This window comes from Isoptericola sp. NPDC056134 (assembly GCF_042264825.1).
GTDB classification, from domain to species: domain Bacteria; phylum Actinomycetota; class Actinomycetes; order Actinomycetales; family Cellulomonadaceae; genus Isoptericola; species Isoptericola nanjingensis.
Genome location: NZ_JBHJVM010000004.1, coordinates 22,387 through 42,186, shown reverse-complemented (window position 1 = coordinate 42,186; position 19,800 = coordinate 22,387). Strand labels below are relative to the sequence as shown.

The 19,800-nt window shown below is 74.3% G+C and carries 17 protein-coding genes; 7 read left to right on the top strand and 10 right to left on the bottom strand.

The genetic code is table 11. The features are described from left to right. Positions 1-123: 123 nt before the first annotated feature. Positions 124-2,079, bottom strand: coding sequence for a DUF2264 domain-containing protein (locus tag ACFCZN_RS05390; RefSeq protein WP_430556081.1), 1,956 nt, complete (start codon positions 2,077-2,079; stop codon positions 124-126). Positions 2,080-2,248: 169 nt separating this feature from the next. Here ACFCZN_RS05390 and ACFCZN_RS05385 point away from each other — a divergent pair, with 169 nt between their 5' ends. The 5 genes from ACFCZN_RS05385 (at position 2,249) to ACFCZN_RS05365 (ending at position 10,128) form a co-directional block, all read left to right on the top strand. After that, positions 2,249-4,306 carry a heparinase II/III family protein gene (locus ACFCZN_RS05385; RefSeq protein WP_430556080.1) on the top strand — a complete coding sequence of 686 codons (2,058 nt, stop codon included), beginning with the start codon at positions 2,249-2,251 and terminating at the stop codon, positions 4,304-4,306. Next, positions 4,296-5,399 carry a substrate-binding domain-containing protein gene (locus ACFCZN_RS05380; protein WP_430556079.1) on the top strand — a complete coding sequence of 368 codons (1,104 nt, stop codon included), beginning with the start codon at positions 4,296-4,298 and terminating at the stop codon, positions 5,397-5,399. The genes ACFCZN_RS05385 and ACFCZN_RS05380 overlap by 11 nt, the downstream gene beginning before the upstream one ends. Before the next feature lie 144 nt (positions 5,400-5,543). Then, positions 5,544-6,401, top strand: a complete 858-nt coding sequence (locus ACFCZN_RS05375; RefSeq protein WP_430556078.1) for a pyruvate, water dikinase regulatory protein — start codon at positions 5,544-5,546, stop codon at positions 6,399-6,401. A gap of 47 nt (positions 6,402-6,448) precedes the next feature. Further along, complete coding sequence (gene ppsA / locus ACFCZN_RS05370) at positions 6,449-8,839, top strand: phosphoenolpyruvate synthase (protein WP_430556077.1); 2,391 nt, start codon at positions 6,449-6,451, stop codon at positions 8,837-8,839. Between the two features lie 224 nt (positions 8,840-9,063). Beyond that, positions 9,064-10,128, top strand: a complete 1,065-nt coding sequence (locus ACFCZN_RS05365; RefSeq protein WP_430556076.1) for a proline racemase family protein — start codon at positions 9,064-9,066, stop codon at positions 10,126-10,128. Between the two features lie 96 nt (positions 10,129-10,224). Here ACFCZN_RS05365 and ACFCZN_RS05360 read toward each other — a convergent pair whose 3' ends face one another. From ACFCZN_RS05360 to ACFCZN_RS05320, 9 genes are all read right to left on the bottom strand, one after another. Continuing rightward, positions 10,225-10,596: a metal-sulfur cluster assembly factor gene (locus tag ACFCZN_RS05360; protein ID WP_429767164.1), complete on the bottom strand. Its 372-nt coding sequence runs from the start codon at positions 10,594-10,596 to the stop codon at positions 10,225-10,227. Positions 10,597-10,622: 26 nt separating this feature from the next. Next, on the bottom strand, positions 10,623-11,087 hold the full coding sequence (sufU, locus tag ACFCZN_RS05355; protein WP_430556075.1) for a Fe-S cluster assembly sulfur transfer protein SufU: 465 nt from the start codon (positions 11,085-11,087) through the stop codon (positions 10,623-10,625). A 20-nt stretch (positions 11,088-11,107) separates the two neighbouring features. After that, positions 11,108-12,406, bottom strand: a complete 1,299-nt coding sequence (locus ACFCZN_RS05350; protein WP_430556074.1) for a SufS family cysteine desulfurase — start codon at positions 12,404-12,406, stop codon at positions 11,108-11,110. 46 nt (positions 12,407-12,452) lie between these two features. Continuing rightward, positions 12,453-13,220 (bottom strand): Fe-S cluster assembly ATPase SufC, encoded by a 768-nt coding sequence (gene sufC / locus ACFCZN_RS05345; RefSeq protein WP_429767169.1) that lies wholly within the window; start codon positions 13,218-13,220, stop codon positions 12,453-12,455. Positions 13,221-13,262: 42 nt separating this feature from the next. Then, the gene (locus tag ACFCZN_RS05340; RefSeq protein ID WP_380316062.1) at positions 13,263-13,610 is read right to left on the bottom strand and encodes a non-heme iron oxygenase ferredoxin subunit; all 348 of its coding nucleotides are present in this window, start codon (positions 13,608-13,610) and stop codon (positions 13,263-13,265) included. A gap of 7 nt (positions 13,611-13,617) precedes the next feature. Then, the gene (gene sufD / locus ACFCZN_RS05335) at positions 13,618-14,814 is read right to left on the bottom strand and encodes a Fe-S cluster assembly protein SufD (protein WP_429767170.1); all 1,197 of its coding nucleotides are present in this window, start codon (positions 14,812-14,814) and stop codon (positions 13,618-13,620) included. Beyond that, complete coding sequence (gene sufB / locus ACFCZN_RS05330) at positions 14,814-16,277, bottom strand: Fe-S cluster assembly protein SufB (protein WP_429767171.1); 1,464 nt, start codon at positions 16,275-16,277, stop codon at positions 14,814-14,816. Before sufB ends, sufD begins: the two co-directional genes overlap by 1 nt. Beyond that, complete coding sequence (locus tag ACFCZN_RS05325) at positions 16,274-17,050, bottom strand: helix-turn-helix transcriptional regulator (RefSeq protein ID WP_429767173.1); 777 nt, start codon at positions 17,048-17,050, stop codon at positions 16,274-16,276. The genes sufB and ACFCZN_RS05325 overlap by 4 nt, the downstream gene beginning before the upstream one ends. A 150-nt stretch (positions 17,051-17,200) precedes the next feature. Further along, entirely contained in the window at positions 17,201-17,839 is a 639-nt protein-coding gene (locus ACFCZN_RS05320; protein WP_430556073.1) for an HdeD family acid-resistance protein, read from the bottom strand. Positions 17,840-18,018: 179 nt separating this feature from the next. Here ACFCZN_RS05320 and ACFCZN_RS05315 point away from each other — a divergent pair, with 179 nt between their 5' ends. Both ACFCZN_RS05315 and ACFCZN_RS05310 read left to right on the top strand, forming a co-directional pair. Then, positions 18,019-18,936: an ABC transporter ATP-binding protein gene (locus ACFCZN_RS05315; RefSeq protein WP_429767206.1), complete on the top strand. Its 918-nt coding sequence runs from the start codon at positions 18,019-18,021 to the stop codon at positions 18,934-18,936. Next, positions 18,933-19,724: an ABC transporter permease gene (locus tag ACFCZN_RS05310; RefSeq protein WP_429767176.1), complete on the top strand. Its 792-nt coding sequence runs from the start codon at positions 18,933-18,935 to the stop codon at positions 19,722-19,724. The genes ACFCZN_RS05315 and ACFCZN_RS05310 overlap by 4 nt, the downstream gene beginning before the upstream one ends. Positions 19,725-19,800 lie beyond the last annotated feature (76 nt).

The window sequence follows — 19,800 nt, the reverse complement described above, 5'->3', positions numbered from 1 at the left end:
ACCGCCGCGGCCCACCAGCGCGTCGGCGAGCGGAGGTTCGCGGCCCGCAGCCGGGGCGACACCGGACCGTCCTCAGCGACGCCGGGCGTCGTGATCTCGCGCGGGAGTCGAGCGGGGCCTCCGTCAGGGCAGGCGCACGGTGGTGCGCGCGCCGTCGGGCCAGACGACGACGGCGGTCGCCCCGTCGACCGTCACGGCGGCGCCGTGGGTCGACGGGTCGCCGGACCCGTCGCTGCGGCGCAGGGCGACGAGGCAGGCGGCCCAGGCGCCGGGTGCCGCGGGCAGGTCGACCCAGGGCACGCGCGCGCCCTCGCCGAGCGGGCTGACGTCGTCGCGCGCGGTGGTGCCGCCCGTCCCGTCGCCGAGCAGCGGGACGACGACGGAGCTCAGGCCGTCGCCGGCGACGGTCGGCCAGCCCGAGACGCGCAGCCGTGCTGCCGTGGCGGCACAGTCCGCACCGGCGGCGAGCGCGTCCGCCCGGACGCAGCGGACCTCCCACGGCCCGCGGACGACGGACACGACCGTCAGGACGCCCGCGTCGACGGCGTCCCCGGTCGCGCCGGACCCGTGGCCCTGCCGGTCCTCTGCGGGGAGCACCCAGTGCGCCGCGACGCGCGACGCCGCCACCGCCGCCTCCGCCTCGCCGGCGGCGGGCTCGACGACGCCCACCTCGAGGGTGGTCATCCCGGTGCGGTGCGTGGCCCGCCCGGTCGCATCGACGAGGCTGACGGACTGGTCGACGGGCGAGAGCCAGCTGTCGTCGTCGAGCCACGGGCAGGTGGCGGTGGAGTAGCCGAGCCGCGCGTACAGGGGCGAGTCGCCGGTGCGGTCGCCCTCGCGGGCGTGGTCGGTGCCGTGGTTGACCACTCGGACGACGCCGTCGGCCCGGGTGCCGCTGACCACCCAGCCGGGCGCGCGGACGACGCGCAGCACGTCGCCGCGCTCGACCGGCAGCGGCTCCTCCGGCGCGGTCCAGGCCGGGTGGTCGGCGGGCAGCGCGAGGCCGAGCAGCCCCTTGCTCGCCCAGTAGGGCGAGCCGGGGCCCGAGTACGACTGCGCCAGGCGCGGCCAGGCGTGGTGCCAGCCGAGCCTGAGCAGGCCGTCGTCGTCCGGGGCGCCCCGCTCGACGAAGTGCCCCACCACGGCGGACGCCGCGCGCCGCAGCAGGCCCGGGGGCAGCGACGGCACCTCCGCCATCGCGCCCACCCAGAACGGCGCGGCCGCCGCGAACCGATAGGTGAGGGAGCGGCCCTGCACCAGCGGCGACCCGTCGCCGCCGACCAGCGCCACCGCGTCCTGCAGGAAGCGGTCGAGCAGCGCGACGTCGCGCTCGCGGCGCGGGGCCGCGAGGTCCGCCGCGCCCGCCATCCGCGCCCACAGGGTCGGGTACAGGTGCAGCGCCCAGCCGGCGTAGTGGTCGAAGGCGCGCTCGGCGCCGTCGGACATCCAGCCGTCCGCGCGCTCGAAGGAGTCGTGCGTCGCGAGGTCCGCGGCCATCTCGTCCAGGGAGTGCGGCCCGCCGACCGAGCGCAGGAACGTCTGCACGACCAGCCGGAACCAGACCCAGTTGATCCGCGGGTAGGTGTCGTCGCCGACCGCCTCCGCGAGGTAGTCGACCACGCGCTCCTGCACGGCCGGGTCGAGCCGGTCCCAGATCCACGGCCGCGTCAGGTCCAGGACCAGCGCGATCGACGCCGCCTCCACCTTGGCCTGCCCGTGCTCGGACAGCCGCACCCAGCGCTCGGGGTGGCGGGGGTCGGTCCCGGCCGCGAGGCCCGCGGCGTACCGCTCGGCGTACCCGTGCGGGTCGGCGCCGCACTCCCCCGCCAGCCGGAACCCGGCGAGCAGGAAGGTGCGGGCGTAGCCCTCGAGACCGTCGACGGCGCGGCCGTAGCCGCCCGCCGGCCCCGGGAGCGTCACGAGCGAGCCGTCCGGCGAGGCGAACGGCCGCACCGAGTCGAGCATCGTGTCCGCGAGCGCCGCCCAGCGGCCTCGGTCCCAGCGGGAGCGGCCGCTCACGGCGTGGTGGCCGGGCGGTCGTGCGCCGCGGACCTCTCGGGTCGCGCCTGCGAGATCCATCGCACCCTTCCTCCTCGAGGGATCCGACCGCCGTGGCGATCACGCCCGACCATCCGCGATCGACCAGGAACAGAGTCAAGCGTTCCGGTTCTCGCCACGTCAAGCACGTGGCTGTACTGTCATGATCGTTTGAGTTCGTTGTCGGTCACTGATCCGAGACGAGGTCGTCGTGGACACCCCGCAGGACCGCTTCGCCGGGCCGCTCGCCGCGACCCTCCCCCTGCCACCACCCGGAGCCGAGCGCGCGGCGGCCCTGGACGCCCTGCTGCTCCCGCCCGACGCGGCGCTCCCCGTCCCGCCCGCCACCGAGCGCGGGCGGTGGGACCCCGCCCGCGGCGCGCTCGACGCGGCCACCGCGACCGCCGTCGTCGACCGCGCCGAGGCCGACCTCGGCACGCCGTGGCCCCTCCCGCTCGCGAGCACCGCGGCCCGCCTGCACCGCGACGGCGACCGCGACACGCACGAGCAGCTCGTGCACGGCCGCGAGCGGCGCCTGTCCCGCGCGGCCGTCGCCGCGGCGGTCTCGCTCGGCGCGCCGGGAGCCGACCGGTGGCTCGACGAGGTGGCGGACGGCGTCTGGCAGCTGTGCGAGCAGAGCTCCTGGTGCTGGCCGGCCCACGACGACTCCCGACTCCGCCACGGGTCGGTGCTGCCCACGGTCACCGACCCGTACCTCGACCTCGGGGCCGGCGAGGTGGTCGGTCAGCTCGCGTGGGTGGACCACCTGCTCGGGGCGGGGCTCGACGCGCGCTACCCGGGCCTGCGTGCGCGGGTGCGCCACGAGGCGCGCGCCCGCGTCGTCGAGCCGTTCCTGCGCCGCCGCGACTGGCACTGGCTGGGGCGGGACGGCGACGTGCACAACTGGAACCCGTGGATCCACGGGAACGTGCTGGTCGCCGCCCTGCGCCTGCTCGACGGCGAGCACGAGGCCGCCGAGCGCGCCCGCGTCGTGGAGCTGGTGCTGCAGGGCCTGGACCGCTACGTCGGGTGCCTGCCCGACGACGGCGCGATCGACGAGGGCTACGCCTACTGGTGGAACGGCGCCTGCCGCGCGCTCGAGGCCCTGGACGTGCTGGCGCACGCCACCGGCGGCGCGGTCGACGCCCTGGACCCCGGGCGGTCGCCCGCCGCGCTGCGCGGGACCGTCGCGTTCCCGCACCGGATGCACCTGGGCGGGGCGTGGTACCTCAACCTGGCCGACGGCCAGGCCAGGCCGCACCTGACGCCGCCCTGGCGCGCCCTGCACCGCGCGGCGCTCCGCACGGGCGACCCCGACGCGGCGGCACACGCGCTCGCGCACCGGGTGGCCGGGGCGGGCGCCGAGGAGCAGCAGGGGCTCGGGCGGCTGCTGCGCGCCCTCACCGACCGCGACTGGCAGGCGACGTCCGACGCGCTCCCGCCGCTCCCCGCCGAGACCTGGCTCGGCTCCACCGAGGTGCTCGTGGCCCGCGAACGCACGGGCGATGCGGCCGGGCTCGCGCTCGCCGTCAAGGGCGGGCACAACGCGGAGGCGCACAACCACAACGACGTCGGGTCCGTCGTCGTCGCGTCCGACGGCGTGCCCGTGGTGGTCGACGCGGGGCGTCCGACGTACACCGCGCAGACGTTCGGCCCCGACCGCTACCGGATCTGGACCATGCAGTCGTCGTGGCACTCGGTGCCCGAGGTCGCCGGGACCGCGCAGGCGGTGGGTGCCGGGGCGCGGGCGCGCCACGTCCGCCCCGCCCTCCGGGGCGACGACGCGGGGGTGCCGTCCGGCGTGACGCTGGACCTCGCCGCCGCGTACCCCGTGGCGGGGCTGCGGTCCTGGCGGCGCTCGGCACGCCTCGAGCGCGGCCCCGACGCCCGCGTCGTGGTGTCGGACGCCTGGGACCTCGACGACCGGCGCGACGACGGGCGCGACGACCCCGCGGCGACGACGGTCCGCTTCCTCCTCGCCGGCGACGTCTCGCTGACGCCGGGGAGCGCCGTCGTCGTCCCGCTCGACGGCGCCCCTCCCCTGCGCCTCACGTGGCCGCCGGACGTCCCCGCCGCGCTCGTGGACCGCCCCCTCGACGACCGGGTGCTGAGCGAGGTGTGGGGCGACCGCCTCGCACGCCTGGACCTCACCGTCACCGCCCGCGCCGACCTGCAGGTCGCCATCGCGCGGGACGTCGACGCGGAGGGGGCAGGACGACCGGGCGGCGGGCCGTCGCCCGCCGCAGCGAGGAGGAAGAGTGACCCCTGATCCGGAGCTGCGCGCCCCGCTCCCGGCCGAGCGCCGGGCCGCCCTGCTCGCCGCCCTCGACCGCGACGGCGTCGTGCGGGTCACCGACGTGTCGCGGGCCCTCGGCGTGACGGCCGTGACCGTGCGACGCGACATCACGCAGCTCGAGCGTGAGGGCCGGCTCGTGCGCGTGCACGGGGGCGCCGTGCCCGCCGCCGCGCCGGCGGGCGGCGGCGCGCCCGCCCCGTCGCCGACCTCGCAGGCCGTCGGGGTGCTCGTCCCCTCCCTGGACTACTACTGGCCCGGAGTGGTGCGCGGGATGGAGGCCGTGGCACGGGAGCACGGGCTGCGCGTCGTGCTCCGCGGCTCCTCCTACGACGCACCGGACGAGCGGCCCGCCCTGCAGCGGCTGGCCGAGGCCGACGGGGTCAGCGGGCTGATCCTCGCCCCGCGCACCGACGGCACCCGGGGGGCCGACGTCGCCCAGTGGCTCCGGGACTCCGGCCTGCCCCACGTGCTCGTCGAGCGCGAGGCCGCGCTCGCTCCCCACCGCGAGGCGCTCGAGTCCGTGGTCTCGGACCACGCCCTCGGCGCGCTCATGGCCGTGCACCACCTCGCCGACCTCGGCCACCGCCGCGTGGGACTCGTGCTGTCCCGCGAGTCGCCGACGTCTCGCAAGATCGCCGCGGGCTGGCGCGCCGCCTGCGCCGAGCTCGGGCTGTCGACCGAGGAGCACTTCGAGCGGCTCGCGCCCGACCGCCGCAACCCCGAGTTCCCGGGGGTCGTGACGGAGGTCGTCGACACCGCGGTCGCCTCCGGCACGACGGCGCTGCTGGTGCACTCCGACCCCGAGGCGTCCGCCGTCGTGCAGGAGGCGATGGACCGCGGCCTCGGCGTGCCGGGCGACCTCTCGGTGCTGTCGTACGACGACGAGGTCGCCGGGCTCTTCAGCCCGGCCCTCACCGCCGTGCGGCCGCCGCGCGCCGCCGTCGGTCACGCCGCCGTCGACCTGCTGCTCAAGCGCCTCGCCGACCCCGAGCGGCCCGTGCACCGCGTGGCGATCAGCCCGCGCCTGGTGGTGCGGGAGTCGACGGGGCCGGTGCGCCCGGGGTAGCCCGCGGCCGCGCACGAGGCGTGCTGCATCGAAAGTTCATCGCGATTCACAGAGGCGGCACGGGGTGCGGCAGGACGACGTACGTCGCGCTCGGCGGGCCGCGACGCCCCGACGAGGCGATCCTGGACCCGGAGGTGACGGCGGATGACAGCACACCGGGCGACGGCCGGCGAAGAGGCCGGCACGCCGCCGACGGGCGAGCGTGCCGTGTACTTCGTCTCCGACGGCACCGGCATCACGGCCGAGACGCTGGGCGGCGCGCTCCTCGTGAACTTCCCGGGCGTCACGTTCCGCCGCCACACCGTGCCGTTCGTCGACACCGACCGCGCCGCGCGCGCCCTCGTCGCCGAGATCGACCGGTCCGCGGCGGACGGCCTGGGCCCGATCGTCTTCACCACGGTGCGGGCGCCGGCCGTGCGCGAGGAGCTCGAACGGTCGCGCGGCGTCCTCATCGACCTCCTCGGCGGGCACCTCGTCGAGCTCGAGCGGGCGCTGGGCACGACGTCGAGCGAGCACCTCGTCCCGTCCCACGGCGTCGGCGACCTGGAGCGCTACTTCGCCCGCATGCGCGCGGTCGAGTACGCCATCGAGCACGACGACGGGCAGAGCCGCCGCGCGCTCGACCTTGCCGACGTCGTGATCATCGCGCCGTCACGCTGCGGCAAGACCCCCACCACGATGTACCTCGCGCTGCAGCACGGCCTCCTCGTCGCGAACTACCCCCTGACCGAGGACGACTTCCCGACCGACGACCTGCCGCCGGTGGTGGCGCCCTACGCCGCGCGGTGCTTCGGCCTCACCACGACGCCCCTGCGCCTGAGCCAGGTACGGCACGAGCGGCGCCCGAACTCGCAGTACGCGAGCCTCGCCCAGTGTCGGCTCGAGCTGCGCCAGGCCGAGGACCTCTACCGGCGCACGCGCGTCCCGTTCCTCAACTCCTCCACCAAGAGCGTCGAGGAGATGTCCGCCGTCATCCTCCAGACCATGAAGCTGCGCGGCTGACACCCCACGATCCGCACCCACGATCCGCACCCACGAAGGGACCGACGATGGCCCACATCCTCTGGTTCGACGAGATCGGCATGGACGACCTGGCCCGGGTCGGCGGCAAGAACGCCTCCCTCGGGGAGATGGTGTCCCGGCTCGCGGCGGCCGACGTCCGCGTGCCGCGCGGGTTCGCCACCACCGCCGAGGCCTACCGCCGGTTCCTCGAGCACGACGACCTCGCCGGCCGCATCCGCGCCACCGTCGAGGGCCTGGACACGGACGACGTCGCCGCCCTCGCACGGGTGGGGTCGACCGTGCGCGGCTGGGTCGAGGAGCAGCCGTTCCCGGCCGACGTCGAGGCGGACGTCCGCGCGGCGTTCGCGACTCTCGTGGCCGAGGACCCCGAGCCGGAGCAGGTGACGTGGGCCGTGCGTTCCAGCGCCACCGCCGAGGACCTGCCCGACGCGTCGTTCGCGGGGCAGCAGGAGACCTTCCTCAACATCGGGGGCATCGACAACGTGCTGCACGCCGTGCGCTCCGTCTTCGCGTCCCTCTACAACGACCGCGCGATCGCCTACCGGGCGCACCACGGGTTCGACCAGCACGACGTCGCGCTCTCGGCCGGGGTGCAGCGGATGGTGCGCTCCGACGTCGGCGCCTCCGGCGTCATGTTCACGGTCGACACGGAGTCCGGGTTCGACCAGGCCGTCTTCGTCACCAGCTCCTACGGGCTCGGGGAGGCCGTGGTCCAGGGCGCGGTCAACCCGGACGAGTTCTACGTCTACAAGCCCGCGCTGCGCGCCGGTCGGCCCGCCGTCCTCAAGCGCTCCGTCGGTGAGAAGGCTGTCGCCATGCGCTACGCCGCCGGCCGGCACGTCGGCGGCAGCACGGTGTTCGCCGACGTCGACCCCGCGGAGCGCGCCCGCTTCTCGCTCACCGACGCCGAGGTCACGGAGCTCGGCCGCATCGCGCTCGTCATCGAGGAGCACTACGGGCGCCCCATGGACATCGAGTGGGGCAAGGACGGGGTGGACGGCAGGCTCTACGTCCTGCAGGCGCGGCCCGAGACCGTGGTCTCGCGCGACTCGGGCAACGTCGTGCACCGCTTCACGCTCCGCGAGCGGGGCACGGTGCTGCTGGAGGGGCGCGCCATCGGGCAGAAGGTCGGCGCCGGCCGCGCGCGGGTGCTGTCCTCCGTCGACCAGATGCACGACTTCGCGCCCGGGGACGTGCTCGTCGCGGACATGACCGACCCGGACTGGGAACCCATCATGAAGCGCGCCGCGGCGATCGTGACGAACCGCGGCGGGCGCACCTGCCACGCGGCGATCATCGCGCGCGAGCTGGGCATCCCGGCCGTCGTCGGGACGGGCACCGCGACCGCCGACCTGCCCGACGGGCGCGAGGTGACCGTCTCCTGCGCCGAGGGCGACGAGGGCCGCGTCTACGAGGGCCTGCTGGCGTTCGACGACGCGGCGACCGAGCTCGACCGGATGCCCGAGCCACCCGTGAAGATCATGATGAACGTCGGCACCCCCGACCAGGCGTTCTCCTTCGCCCGGCTGCCGAACCACGGCGTCGGGCTGGCCCGCCTCGAGTTCATCATCAACCGGCAGATCGGCATCCACCCCCGCGCCCTGCTCGACGCCGACGGGCTGCCGGCCGAGCTGCGGGACGAGGTCGCGGGCCGCGTCGCCGCCTACCCCTCCCCGCGCGAGTACTTCGTGCAGCGCGTCGCCGAGGGGGTGTCCACGATCGCCGCCGCCTTCGCGCCCGAGCCCGTCATCGTACGGCTCAGCGACTTCAAGTCGAACGAGTACGCGAACCTCCTCGGCGGCACGCTGTACGAGCCCGACGAGGAGAACCCGATGATCGGCTACCGGGGCGCGTCCCGGTACCTCTCCCCGGACTTCCGCGAGTGCTTCGACATGGAGTGCGAGGCGCTGCGCCGCGTGCGCGACGACATGGGGCTCACCCACGTGCGGGTCATGATCCCGTTCGTGCGCACCGTGGCCGAGGCCGAGGGGGTCGTCGAGCTCCTCGCCGAGAACGGGCTGCGGCGCGGCGAGAACGACCTCCAGGTCGTCATGATGTGCGAGGTCCCGTCCAACGCCCTGCTCGCCGACGAGTTCCTCGAGCACGTCGACGGCTTCTCGATCGGGTCCAACGACCTGACCCAGCTCACGCTCGGCCTCGACCGCGACTCCGCGCTCGTCGCCCACGCGTTCGACGAGCGCGACGCCGCCGTCCGGGAGCTCCTCGGGCTCGCCATCGACGCCTGCCGCCGCCATGGCAAGTACATCGGCATCTGCGGCCAGGGCCCGTCCGACCACGCCGACTTCGCCCAGTGGCTCGTCGAGCGCGGCATCGAGTCCGTGTCCCTCAACCCCGACACCGTCGTCGACACCTGGCTCGCGCTCGCGGCCGCCGCCGAGGGGAGCACCCATGCCTGACGCCCCGGCCCCCGCCGCGCTCATACCCTCGACCCGACCCGAGCCGACCACCGTCCGGTTCCTCCGCAACGAGATCACGACCCGGTAGGCCTCGGCCGGCGACTACACCTCTCACGACGGCGCCCTGGGGGTGGGCCCGCCCGCGTCCCCGGCGCCGACCGACGGCTCGCGCGCGGACGTCGACGAGAGCCACCGCGTCGTCGAGGTGCCGTAGGGTCCCGCGCATGACCGACCAGCGCGGCACCGCCGCCACCGACGAACGGCCTCGGATCGCGGGGCCGGTGCGCACGATCGACTACCACACGGCGGGCGAGCCGTTCCGCATCGTGCCCGAGCCGCCCGTGCCGATCCCCGGCGCGACCGTCGCCGAGCGTCGCCGGCGCGCGATCGACGACCCGGACGTCGACGGCCTCCGCCGCCTGCTGTGCTTCGAGCCGCGCGGCCACGCCGACATGTACGGCGGCTTCGTCACCCCGCCGGACGACGAGGGCGCGCACCTCGGCGTCCTGTTCTGGCACAAGGACGGGTTCTCCACCGCGTGCGGCCACGGCACCATCGCGCTCGGCGCGTGGGCGGTGCGCTCCGGCCTGGTGCCCGCCGATCCGTCCGGGGTCACCGACGTGGTGATCGACGTGCCGTCCGGGCGGGTGACCGCCCGCGTGCGCACCGGCGAGGACGGCCGGGTGCGCGAGGTCGACTTCGTGAACGTGCCGAGCGCGCTGGTCGCCGCCGGCGTGCCGGTGGTGACGAGCCGCGGCGAGATCCGTGCCGACCTCGCCTGGGGCGGTGCCCTGTACGCGTGCGTCGACGCCGCGAGCGCGGGCCTCACGGTGGCGCCGGAGAACCTGGGCGAGCTCATCGCCCTCGGCCGCGAGGTCAAGGCCGCCCTCGCCGGCGACCCCCGCCTCGAGCACCCGACCGACCCCCGGCTGAGCGGCCTGTACGGGACGATCGTCGTCGACGACCTCGGCACGTCGCCCGACGGGGGCCCGCACCAGCGGAACGTGACGATCTTCGCCGACGGTCAGGTCGACCGCTCCCCCTGCGGGTCCGGCACGGCCGCGCGGGTCGCCGTCCTCGCCGCCACGGGGCGGCTGGGCGACGACCAGGTGCTCGTCCACGACTCGATCGTCGGCACCCGGTTCTGCGCCCGCGTCCTGGAGCACGTGACCGACCACGGCCGCGACGCCGTCGTCCCGGTCGTCACCGGCACCGCCCACCACGTCGCCACGTCGGTCTTCGAGGTCGACCCGGACGACACGTTGACCCCCGGGTTCGTGCTGCGCTGATCGGGCGGGACACGCCGCCGTCCCCCTCAGGGACGACGAAGGCCTCGCCCTCCCGAGAGGGCGAGACCTTCGTCGACGAGCCGTCCGACGCTCGGGTCAGACGTTGAACCCCAGCATCCTCAGCTGCTCACGGCCCTCGTCGGTGATCTTCTCCGGACCCCACGGCGGCATCCAGACCCAGTTGATGCGGAAGCCGTCGACGAGCCCCTCCAGCGCGGTGCCGGCCTGGTCCTCGATGACGTCCGTGAGCGGGCAGGCCGCTGACGTGAGCGTCATGTCGATCGTGGACATGTTGTTCTGGTCCACCTGGATGCCGTAGACGAGGCCCAGGTCGACGACGTTGATGCCCAGCTCGGGGTCGATGACGTCGCGCAGGGCCTCCTCGACGTCCGCCGCCGTGGTGGGCGTGGGGGCCGCGGCCGGCTCGGCGACGGGCGGGGCGGCCGCCTCGGTCGTGTTCTCGGTCATCGTGTCCTCTCAGGTTCAGGTCGGCTTCAGCCCAGCGCGCCGCTGCGCGCCAGCGAGTCCTTGAGCGCCGCCCAGCCGAGCAGCGCGCACTTGATGCGGGCGGGGTACTGCGAGACGCCGGTGAACGCGCTCGCGTCGCCGAGGGCGTCCAGCGCGTCCTCGTCGTCCAGACCCTTGCCCCGCGAGGCCATGAGGTCGTGGAAGACGGCGTCCAGGCGGGCGACGTCGGACAGGTCGTGCCCGGTGACGAGCTCCGTCATCACGGAGGCGGACGCCTGCGAGATGGAGCAGCCCTGGCCCTCCCAGGACACGCCGGACACGGTCGAGCCGTCGACGTCCACGCGCAGCGTGATCTCGTCGCCGCAGGTCGGGTTCACCTGGTGCGACTCCCCCGACCGGTGGTCGGCGGGCGGGTCGACGAGGCCCCGTCCGTGCGGGCGCTTCGCATGGTCCAGGATCACCTGCTGGTACATCTGCTCGAGCGAGCTCACTGCTGTCCTCTCCGCCTACGTCAGTCCACACCGAAGAACGCGCGCACGCCCGACAATGCTTCCCGGAACGCCGCGATCTCTTCGGCCGTGGTGTACGCGGAGGCCGACGCGCGCGCCGTCGCGGCCACGCCGAACCGGCGGTGCAGCGGCTGCGCGCAGTGGTGCCCCACCCGGACGGCGATGCCCTTGTCGTCGAGCACCTGCCCGACGTCGTGCGCGTGCACGCCGTCGACGACGAACGAGACGACCGCGAGGCGGTCGCGCGCGTCGGCCGGCCCGACGATCCGCACGCCGGGGATCTCGCCGATACGCACCAGCTCGGCCGCGAGCTCCCGCTCGTGCTCGGCCACGCGGTCCATGCCGAGCTCGTCCAGCCACTGCGCGGCCACGCCCATGCCGACGGCCTGCGCGACCATCTGCGTGCCCGCCTCGAACCGCTGCGGCGGCGGGGCGTAGGTGGTCTCGGCCATGGTCACGACCTCGACCATCGACCCGCCCGTGGTCACGGGCGGCATGGCCTCGAGCAGCTCGCGCCGCCCGTACAGCGCGCCGACGCCCGTGGGGCCGAGCATCTTGTGCGCGCTGAAGGCGGCGAGGTCGACGTCCAGGGCGTGCAGATCCACCGGCAGGTGCGGCACCGACTGGCACGCGTCGAGCACCGTGACGGCCCCGACCCTCTTCGCGGCGGCGACCAGCTCCGCCACCGGGGCGATCGCGCCCGTCACGTTCGACACGTGGCCGAACGCCACCACGCGCGTGCGCTCGGTGATCACGCTCGCGACGTCCGACAGGTCGATCCGCCCGTCGTCGTCGACGCCGAACCAGCGCAGGACGGCGCCGGTACGGGCGCACAGCTCCTGCCACGGCACGAGGTTGGCGTGGTGCTCCGCCTCGGTGACGACGATCTCGTCGCCCGGGGACAGGCGGAACCGCTCGGCGGCGGCACCGCCGCGCCCGGCCGTCGCGTTGGAGAACGCGTACGCCACGAGGTTGAGGGCCGCGGTCGCGCCCGGCGTCCAGACGATCTCGCCCTCGTCGGCCCCGACGAACCTCGCCACGGCGGCCCGGGCGTCCTCGAACGCCTCGGTCGCCTCCTCGGCGAGCTGGTGCGCGCCGCGGTGCACGGCCGCGTTGCGCTGCTCGTAGAAGTCGACCTCGGCCTCGAGCACGACGTTCGGCTTCTGCGACGTCGCGGCCGAGTCCAGGTAGACCAGCGGCCGGCCACCCCGCACCGTGCGCCCGAGCAGCGGGAAGTCCGCCCGCACGGCCGCGAGCTCCGCCGCGGTGAGCGACGGGCGCACGGTGTCGGTGGTGGTCATGCTGTCCTCCTGGTGACGGCTCCTGGTCGAATGCTCGACGGGGAGGTCAGGCCATCGTCGCGCCGGTGCCGACGTACTTGTCGTAGCCGTTCTCCTCGAGCTGCTCCGCGAGCTCGGGGCCGCCCTCCTCGGCGATCTTGCCGTCGACGAAGACGTGCACGAAGTCCGGCTTGATGTAGCGCAGGATGCGCGTGTAGTGCGTGATGAGCAGCACGCCGACGTCGGTGTTCGACTTGGCGCGGTTCACGCCCTCGGACACGACGCGCAGGGCGTCGACGTCGAGGCCGGAGTCGGTCTCGTCGAGGATCGCGAAGTGCGGCTTGAAGAGCTCCATCTGGAGGATCTCGTGGCGCTTCTTCTCACCGCCGGAGAAGCCCTCGTTGACGGAACGCTCGGCGAAGGTCGAGTCGATGCGGAGGTTCTCCATCGCACCCTTGACCTCCTTGCCCCACGTGCGCAGGGCGGGCGCCTCGCCGTCGATGGCGGTCTTGGCGGTGCGCAGGAAGTTCGCCACGGACACCCCGGGCACCTCGACCGGGTACTGCATGGCGAGGAAGAGGCCGGCGCGGGCGCGCTCGTCGACGGTCATCGCGAGGAGGTCCTCGCCGTCGAGCGTGACGGTGCCGGAGGTCACCGTGTACTTCGGGTGGCCGGCGAGGGCCGAGGCGAGGGTCGACTTGCCGGAGCCGTTCGGCCCCATGATGGCGTGCGTCTCGCCCGAGTTGATGGTCAGGTCGACGCCGCGCAGGATCGGCTTGGCGCCTTCCTTGGTCTCGACGCTGACGTGCAGGTCGCGGATCTCCAGGGTGGGCATGCTTCGTGTCTCCAGGTCTGTGTTGCGAAAGTCTGAGGCAGGTCAGGACGCGACGGCGAGCCGCTCGTCGACGTCCACGAGGATGCGGTCGCCGTCCACGGTCACCGGGTACACCGGCACGGGCTGCGTCGCGGGGAGCTGGACCGGCTTGCCGGTGCGCAGGTCGAACTGCGAGCCGTGCAGCCAGCACTCGACCAGGCAGCCCTCGACCTCCCCGTCGGACAGGGAGACCTGTCCGTGCGAGCAGATGTCCGAGAGGGCGTGCCAGCCGCCGTCGGCGTCGCGGACGACCGCGACCGGGACCGGGGCCCCGTCCGCGCCGTCGAGCTCCACGAGCATGGCCTCCTCGGGGGCGAGGTCGTCGGCCATGCAGGCCAGCTGAGAGGTCATCGCCGCGTCACTCCGCGACGCCGGTGATGGCGCTCATCGACTTCTCCAGCTCCGCCTCGATCGACGCGAGCAGGCGCTCCTCGACCGACGGGACGCCGATCTCGTCGATCAGCTCGGCGAAGAAGCCGCGCACGACGAGGCGACGGGCGTCGACCTCGGGGATGCCGCGGGCCATGAGGTAGAAGAGCTGCTCGTCGTCGAACCGGCCGGTCGCCGACGCGTGCCCCGCGCCCTCGATCTCGCCCGTCTCGATCTCCAGGTTCGGCACCGAGTCGGCGCGGGCGCCGTCGGTGAGGACCAGGTTGCGGTTGAGCTCGTAGGTGTCGGTGCCCTCGGCCTCGGCCTGGATGAGCACGTCCCCGACCCACACCACGTGCGCGCCGGCGCCCTGCAGGGCGCCCTTGTACGTGACGCGCGACTTGCAGCGCGGCACGGCGTGGTCCACGAAGAGGCGGTGCTCCTGGTGCTGGTCGGCGTCGGCGAAGTACAGGCCGACCATCTCGACCTCGCCGCCCTCGCCCGTGAACGTCGCGTCCGGCGTGAGGCGCACGACGTCGCCGCCGAAGGTCACCACGACGTGCTTGAGCTTGGCGTCGCGGCCGATGCGGGCGCGGTGGCTGGAGGCGTGCACGGCGCCGTCGGCCCAGTCCTGCACGCTGACGACGGTGAGGTGCGCGCCCTCGTCGACGACGATCTCGACCGTCTGGTTGAGGGTCGCGTCGCCGCGGTGGTCGATGACGACGACGCCCTCGGCGTGGTGCTCGGCGTGCACCAGCAGGTGCTGCGCCGTGAGGTCCTTCGTCGCGCCCTCGACGCGCACGGAGGTGACGTCGGTGGCGACGGCCTCGGCGGGGAGCGTGACGACGGTGGCCTCGGCGGCCGCGTTCCACGCGGTCACCGCGGTGCGGTCGCCCGGCTTGCCGGTCGTGCCCAGGCGCGGGTCGTCCTTGCCGACGATCTCGACCTTGGCCTCGGGGGCCTCGACGACGGTCGTCAGCACGCCGCCGGCGCCGTGCTCCTCGCCGAACAGCGGCTGGAGCCGCGCCACCGGCGAGAAGCGCCACTCCTCCTCGCGCCCGGTGGGCACGGGGATGTCGGCGAGGTCGAACGACGTCTTGCGCTCGGCGCGCGAGCCCGCCGGCACGACGCCGTGGGAGTGGGCGCCGTCGGCCACGGCGCGGGAGTGATCGGTAGTGATGGCCATCAGCCGACGGACCCTTCCATCTGCAGCTCGATGAGGCGGTTGAGCTCGAGCGCGTACTCCATGGGCAGCTCGCGCGCGATGGGCTCGACGAACCCGCGCACGATCATGGCCATCGCCTCGGTCTCCTCCATGCCTCGGGACATGAGGTAGAACAGCTGGTCCTCGCTCACCCGAGAGACCGTCGCCTCGTGCCCCATGGACACGTCGTCCTCGCGGACGTCGACGTACGGGTAGGTGTCGGACCGGGAGATCTGGTCGACGAGCAGCGCGTCGCACAGCACGGTGGACGCGGAGTGCTTGGCGCCCTCGAGCACCTGCACCAGGCCGCGGTACGACGTGCGGCCGCCGCCGCGGGCGACGGACTTCGACACGATCGACGACGACGTGCGCGGCGCGGCGTGCACCATCTTGCAGCCGGCGTCCTGGTGCTGGCCCTCGCCCGCGAAGGCGATGGACAGCGTCTCGCCGCGGGCGTGCTCGCCCAGCAGGTAGATCGCCGGGTACTTCATGGTCACCTTGGAGCCGATGTTGCCGTCGACCCACTCCATGGTGGCGCCCTCGGCGGCCGTGGCGCGCTTCGTCACCAGGTTGTACACGTTGTTCGACCAGTTCTGGATGGTCGTGTAGCGCACGCGGGCGTTCTTCTTCACGACGATCTCGACGACCGCGGAGTGCAGCGAGTCGCTCGAGTAGATCGGCGCGGTGCAGCCCTCGACGTAGTGCACGTAGGAGCCCTCGTCCGCGATGATCAGCGTCCGCTCGAACTGGCCCATGTTCTCCGTGTTGATGCGGAAGTAGGCCTGCAGCGGGATCTCCACGTGCACGCCCGGCGGCACGTAGACGAACGAGCCGCCGGACCACACGGCGGAGTTCAGCGCGGCGAACTTGTTGTCGCCCGCCGGGATGACCGTGCCGAAGTACTCCTGGAACAGCTCCGGGTAGTCGCGCAGACCGGTGTCGGTGTCGACGAAGATGACGCCCTGGGCCTCGAGGTCCTCGCGGATCTGGTGGTACACGACCTCGGACTCGTACTGCGCGGCGACGCCGGCCACGAGGCGCTGCTTCTCCGCCTCGGGGATGCCGAGCCGGTCGTAGGTGGCGCGGATGTCCTCGGGCAGGTCCTCCCAGCTGGCGGCCTGCTTCTCCGTGGAGCGCACGAAGTACTTGATCCGGTCGAAGTCGATCCCGGTGAGGTCGGCGCCCCAGTTCGGCATCGGCTTCTTGTCGAAGAGTCGCAGCGCCTTCAGGCGCGCCTTGCGCATCCACTCGGGCTCGTTCTTGAGCTCGGAGATGTTCTTGACGACGTCCTCGTTCAGACCGCGCTGCGCAGCCTCGCCCGCGGCGTCGCTGTCGCGCCAGCCGTACTCGTACGCACCGATCGAGTCGATGATCTCGTCATCGGACCGCTTCTCGGTGCCCTGCGCCGAAGCCGCCTGGGCGGCGTCCTGGGTGGGAGCGCTCATCGTGTTCCTTCCTGCGTGCCGCGGGTGCGGTGGGCCGGGGTGGGGAGGTTCTGGGGGGACGTCGGGGTGGAGACGATCGGGACGTTCGTGACGCACGCGTGCGCGCCTCCCGCGATCGTGGCGAGGCGCTGGACGTGCGTGCCGAGCAGCTCGGAGAACGCGCGGGCCTCGGCCTCGCACAGCTCGGAGAACTCCTCGGCGACGTGCTGCACCGGGCAGTGGCCCTGGCACAGCTGGACGGTGGGCAGCAGCGGGCCGCTCACCGGGCGGACCGAGGCGGCATAGCCGTCGGCCGACAACAGGTCGGCGAGCTGGGCCGCGCGCTCCTGCGGGTCGCTGGCGGTCAGGCGCGGCGCGTACCGCGCGACCACGGCGTCGTACCGGTCGGCGGCGAACCGCGCCACGGCGTCCGTTCCGCCGGTCTCGCGCAGGTAGCGCATCACCTGGGCCGCGAGCTCGGAGTAGCCGCCCGCGAGGTCGGACTGCCCGCGGGCACTCACGACGTAGCGGCGGGCGGGGCGGCCCCGGCGGCCCGACGACGGACCGGCCTCGTGCACCGCGATGGTGCCGTCCTCCTCGAGGCAGGCGAGGTGCCGGCGGACGGCGGCGGAGGTGAGGCCGAGCCTGTCGGCGAGCTCCCCCGCCGTCACGGGGCCCTCGCCGGCGACGAGCTCCAGGACGCGGCGACGGGTGGTGCCGTCGGCCTCGGGCGCGCCGTCGAGCAGGCGGGGGTCGACGCGTGCGGGCGTGCGGTCGGTCGTGCTGGTCGGCATGCGCTCACCCCCGTGCGGCTCGTGGACCACCGGGGGCAAACCTCACCCCGGCGACGACGTCGATATAGGGAACATCCTTGTTGCGTAATCCAGGATGTCAAGCAAGGCAAGCCTCACCGGGGCCCGTCGAGAGCCCCGGTGTCGCGAACGTCACTCGTCGGTGACGATGCGGCCCTCGATGACCTCGCCCGGGCGGCCGCCCGCGTCCCCGCCGGACGCCTGCTGCCCGAGCTGGCGCAGCTTGATCCCGAGGGCGATCATCACGATCCCGATGATCACCGCGAACACGCCGATCACGATGGACAGGCCCACGATCGCGTCGGCCGGGTTGACGAAGCACACCACCGCGAGCGCCACCAGCAGCAGGCCCGCGAGCAGGTTCCACACCCACGACGCCCCGCCGCGCCGACGCATGGCCGGGACGACGAACAGCTGCAGGAGGCCGAAGATCAGGGCCCAGATGGCCACGAGGATGAGGACGACGCCGAGGAACACCTTCGGCAGGAGCAGCAGCAGGGCGCCGAACACCAGCGCGACCATCCCGACGCCCGTGTTCACCGAACCCGCCGAGGTGCCGCGCCGGCGGATCCCGTCGACGATGCTCACCAGACCGTCGACCAGCACGAACACCCCGAACACCTGGACGAGCAGCGTCGGCGTCTTGTCGGGCAGGAAGATCGCCAGGAGCCCGAACAGCAGGGCGAGCACGCCACGCACGACCGGCCAGTACCAGAGCCGCCGCGCCAGGGCTGCGACGTCCTGCGGCGGCGTGAACGCGTAGAAGGTCATGTCCGTCGTGCTCCTCGGGTCGTACGAGCGTGCGCCGCCCGGCCGGGCGACGTCCGTAGAATCTTCCGGTGCCCACCTCGATCGCGCCATCGGGCGCGGACGGCGCCACGCCGTCCGCGCACTCTGCCGAGGACCCGCGCGCCGGCTCCGTCGATCCCGCTGCCGGGGCCGCCGTCCGCGTGCGGGGCCTGGTCAAACGCTACGACGGGCGCGACGTCGTCGCAGGTCTGGACCTCGTCGCCGACGCCGGGGCGGTGACGGCCGTGCTCGGGCCGAACGGCGCGGGCAAGACCACCACCGTCGAGTGCTGCGAGGGCCTGCGCTCCCCCGACGGCGGCACGGTGCGCGTCCTCGGCCTCGACCCGGTGGCCGACGCCCGCGCGCTGCGCCCCCGCGTCGGCGTCATGCTGCAGGACGGCGGGCTGCCCACCGGCGCCCGCGCCGGCGAGGTCCTGCGCCACGTCGCCTCCATGTACGCGGCGCCGCGGGACCTGGGCGAGCTCGGCGAGCGCCTGGGCCTCGGGTCGTTCGCCCGCACCACGGTGCGGCGGCTGTCCGGCGGGCAGCGGCAGCGGCTGTCCCTCGCGGCGGCGGTCGTCGGGCGGCCCGAGGTGGTGTTCCTCGACGAGCCGAGCGCGGGCATGGACCCGCAGAGCCGCCACGCCGTGTGGGACCTCGTGCGCGAGCTGCGCGACGAGGGCACCGCCGTCGTCCTCACGACGCACCTCATGGACGAGGCCGAGGACCTCGCCGACCGCGTGCACGTCGTCGACCACGGCCGCCTCATCGCCAGCGGCTCCGTGCCCGAGCTCCTCTCCCCCGACGCCCAGGACGACCGCACGCTGCGCTTCGACGCCGCCGCGGGCCTCGACCCCGCCGCCGTCGCGGCAGCCCTCGACGCCGCCGGCGAGGGGCCTTGGGTGGTCACCGAGCCGCAGCCCGGTTCGTACGTCGTCGCCGGCCCCGCCGGCCCGCGTACCCTGGCCGTCCTCACGGCCTGGCTCGCCGACCACGACGTCCTCGCGAGCCGCCTCACCGTGGGCCGGCGCACGCTGGAGGACGTCTTCCTCGACCTGACGGGACGGCACCTGCGATGACCACCACCACCCCGCACCCGACCAGCGGCACGAGCCGGCCCGGCGCCGCCGCCCCCGCGTGGCGCCGCGTGCTGTCCCAGACCGGGTTCGAGACGCGGGCCGTGCTGCGCAACGGCGAGCAGCTCCTCGTCACGATCGTGCTGCCGGTCATGGTGCTCCTCGGCCTGACGCGCACCAGCGTCGTCGAGATCGACACCGGCGGCCTGGACCGGATCGACTTCGTGACGCCGGGCGTGCTCGCGCTCGCCTGCGTCTCGACGGCGTTCACCTCGCAGGCCATCGCCACGGCGTTCGACCGCCGCAACGGCGTGCTGCGACTCCTGGCGACGACGCCGCTCGGGCGCGGCGGGCTGCTCGCCGGCAAGCTGCTCGGCGTCCTGGCCGTCGAGGTCGTGCAGGTCGTCGTCATCGGGGCGGTCGCGCTCGCGCTGGGCTGGCACCCCGCCGCGGGCGGGATCCTCGCGGCCGTCGGCGTCGGGCTGCTCGGGACGGCCTGCTTCACCGCGCTGGCGCTCCTGCTCGCTGGCACGCTGCGCGCCGAGGGCGTGCTCGCGCTCGCGAACCTCGTCCTCGTGCTGCTCGTCGTGGGTGGCGGCCTGCTGGTGCCGCCGGCCCAGCTGCCCGGTCCGCTCGAGCAGCTCGCGACGTTCCTGCCGTCGGGCGCCCTCGGCGAGGCGATGCGGGGCGCGCTGCTCGGCACCGGCGTACCCGCGCTCGCGCTGGTGGTGCTCGCCGCCTGGACCGCGCTGCTGGGGTGGGCCGCGGCCCGCTTCTTCCGCTGGCAGTGACCAGGAGCTGACAGGACCGGGCCAACGTCACACCGTGGGGCGGCCGTCGCCGCCCGAACGGCCCGGGCCGAGGGAT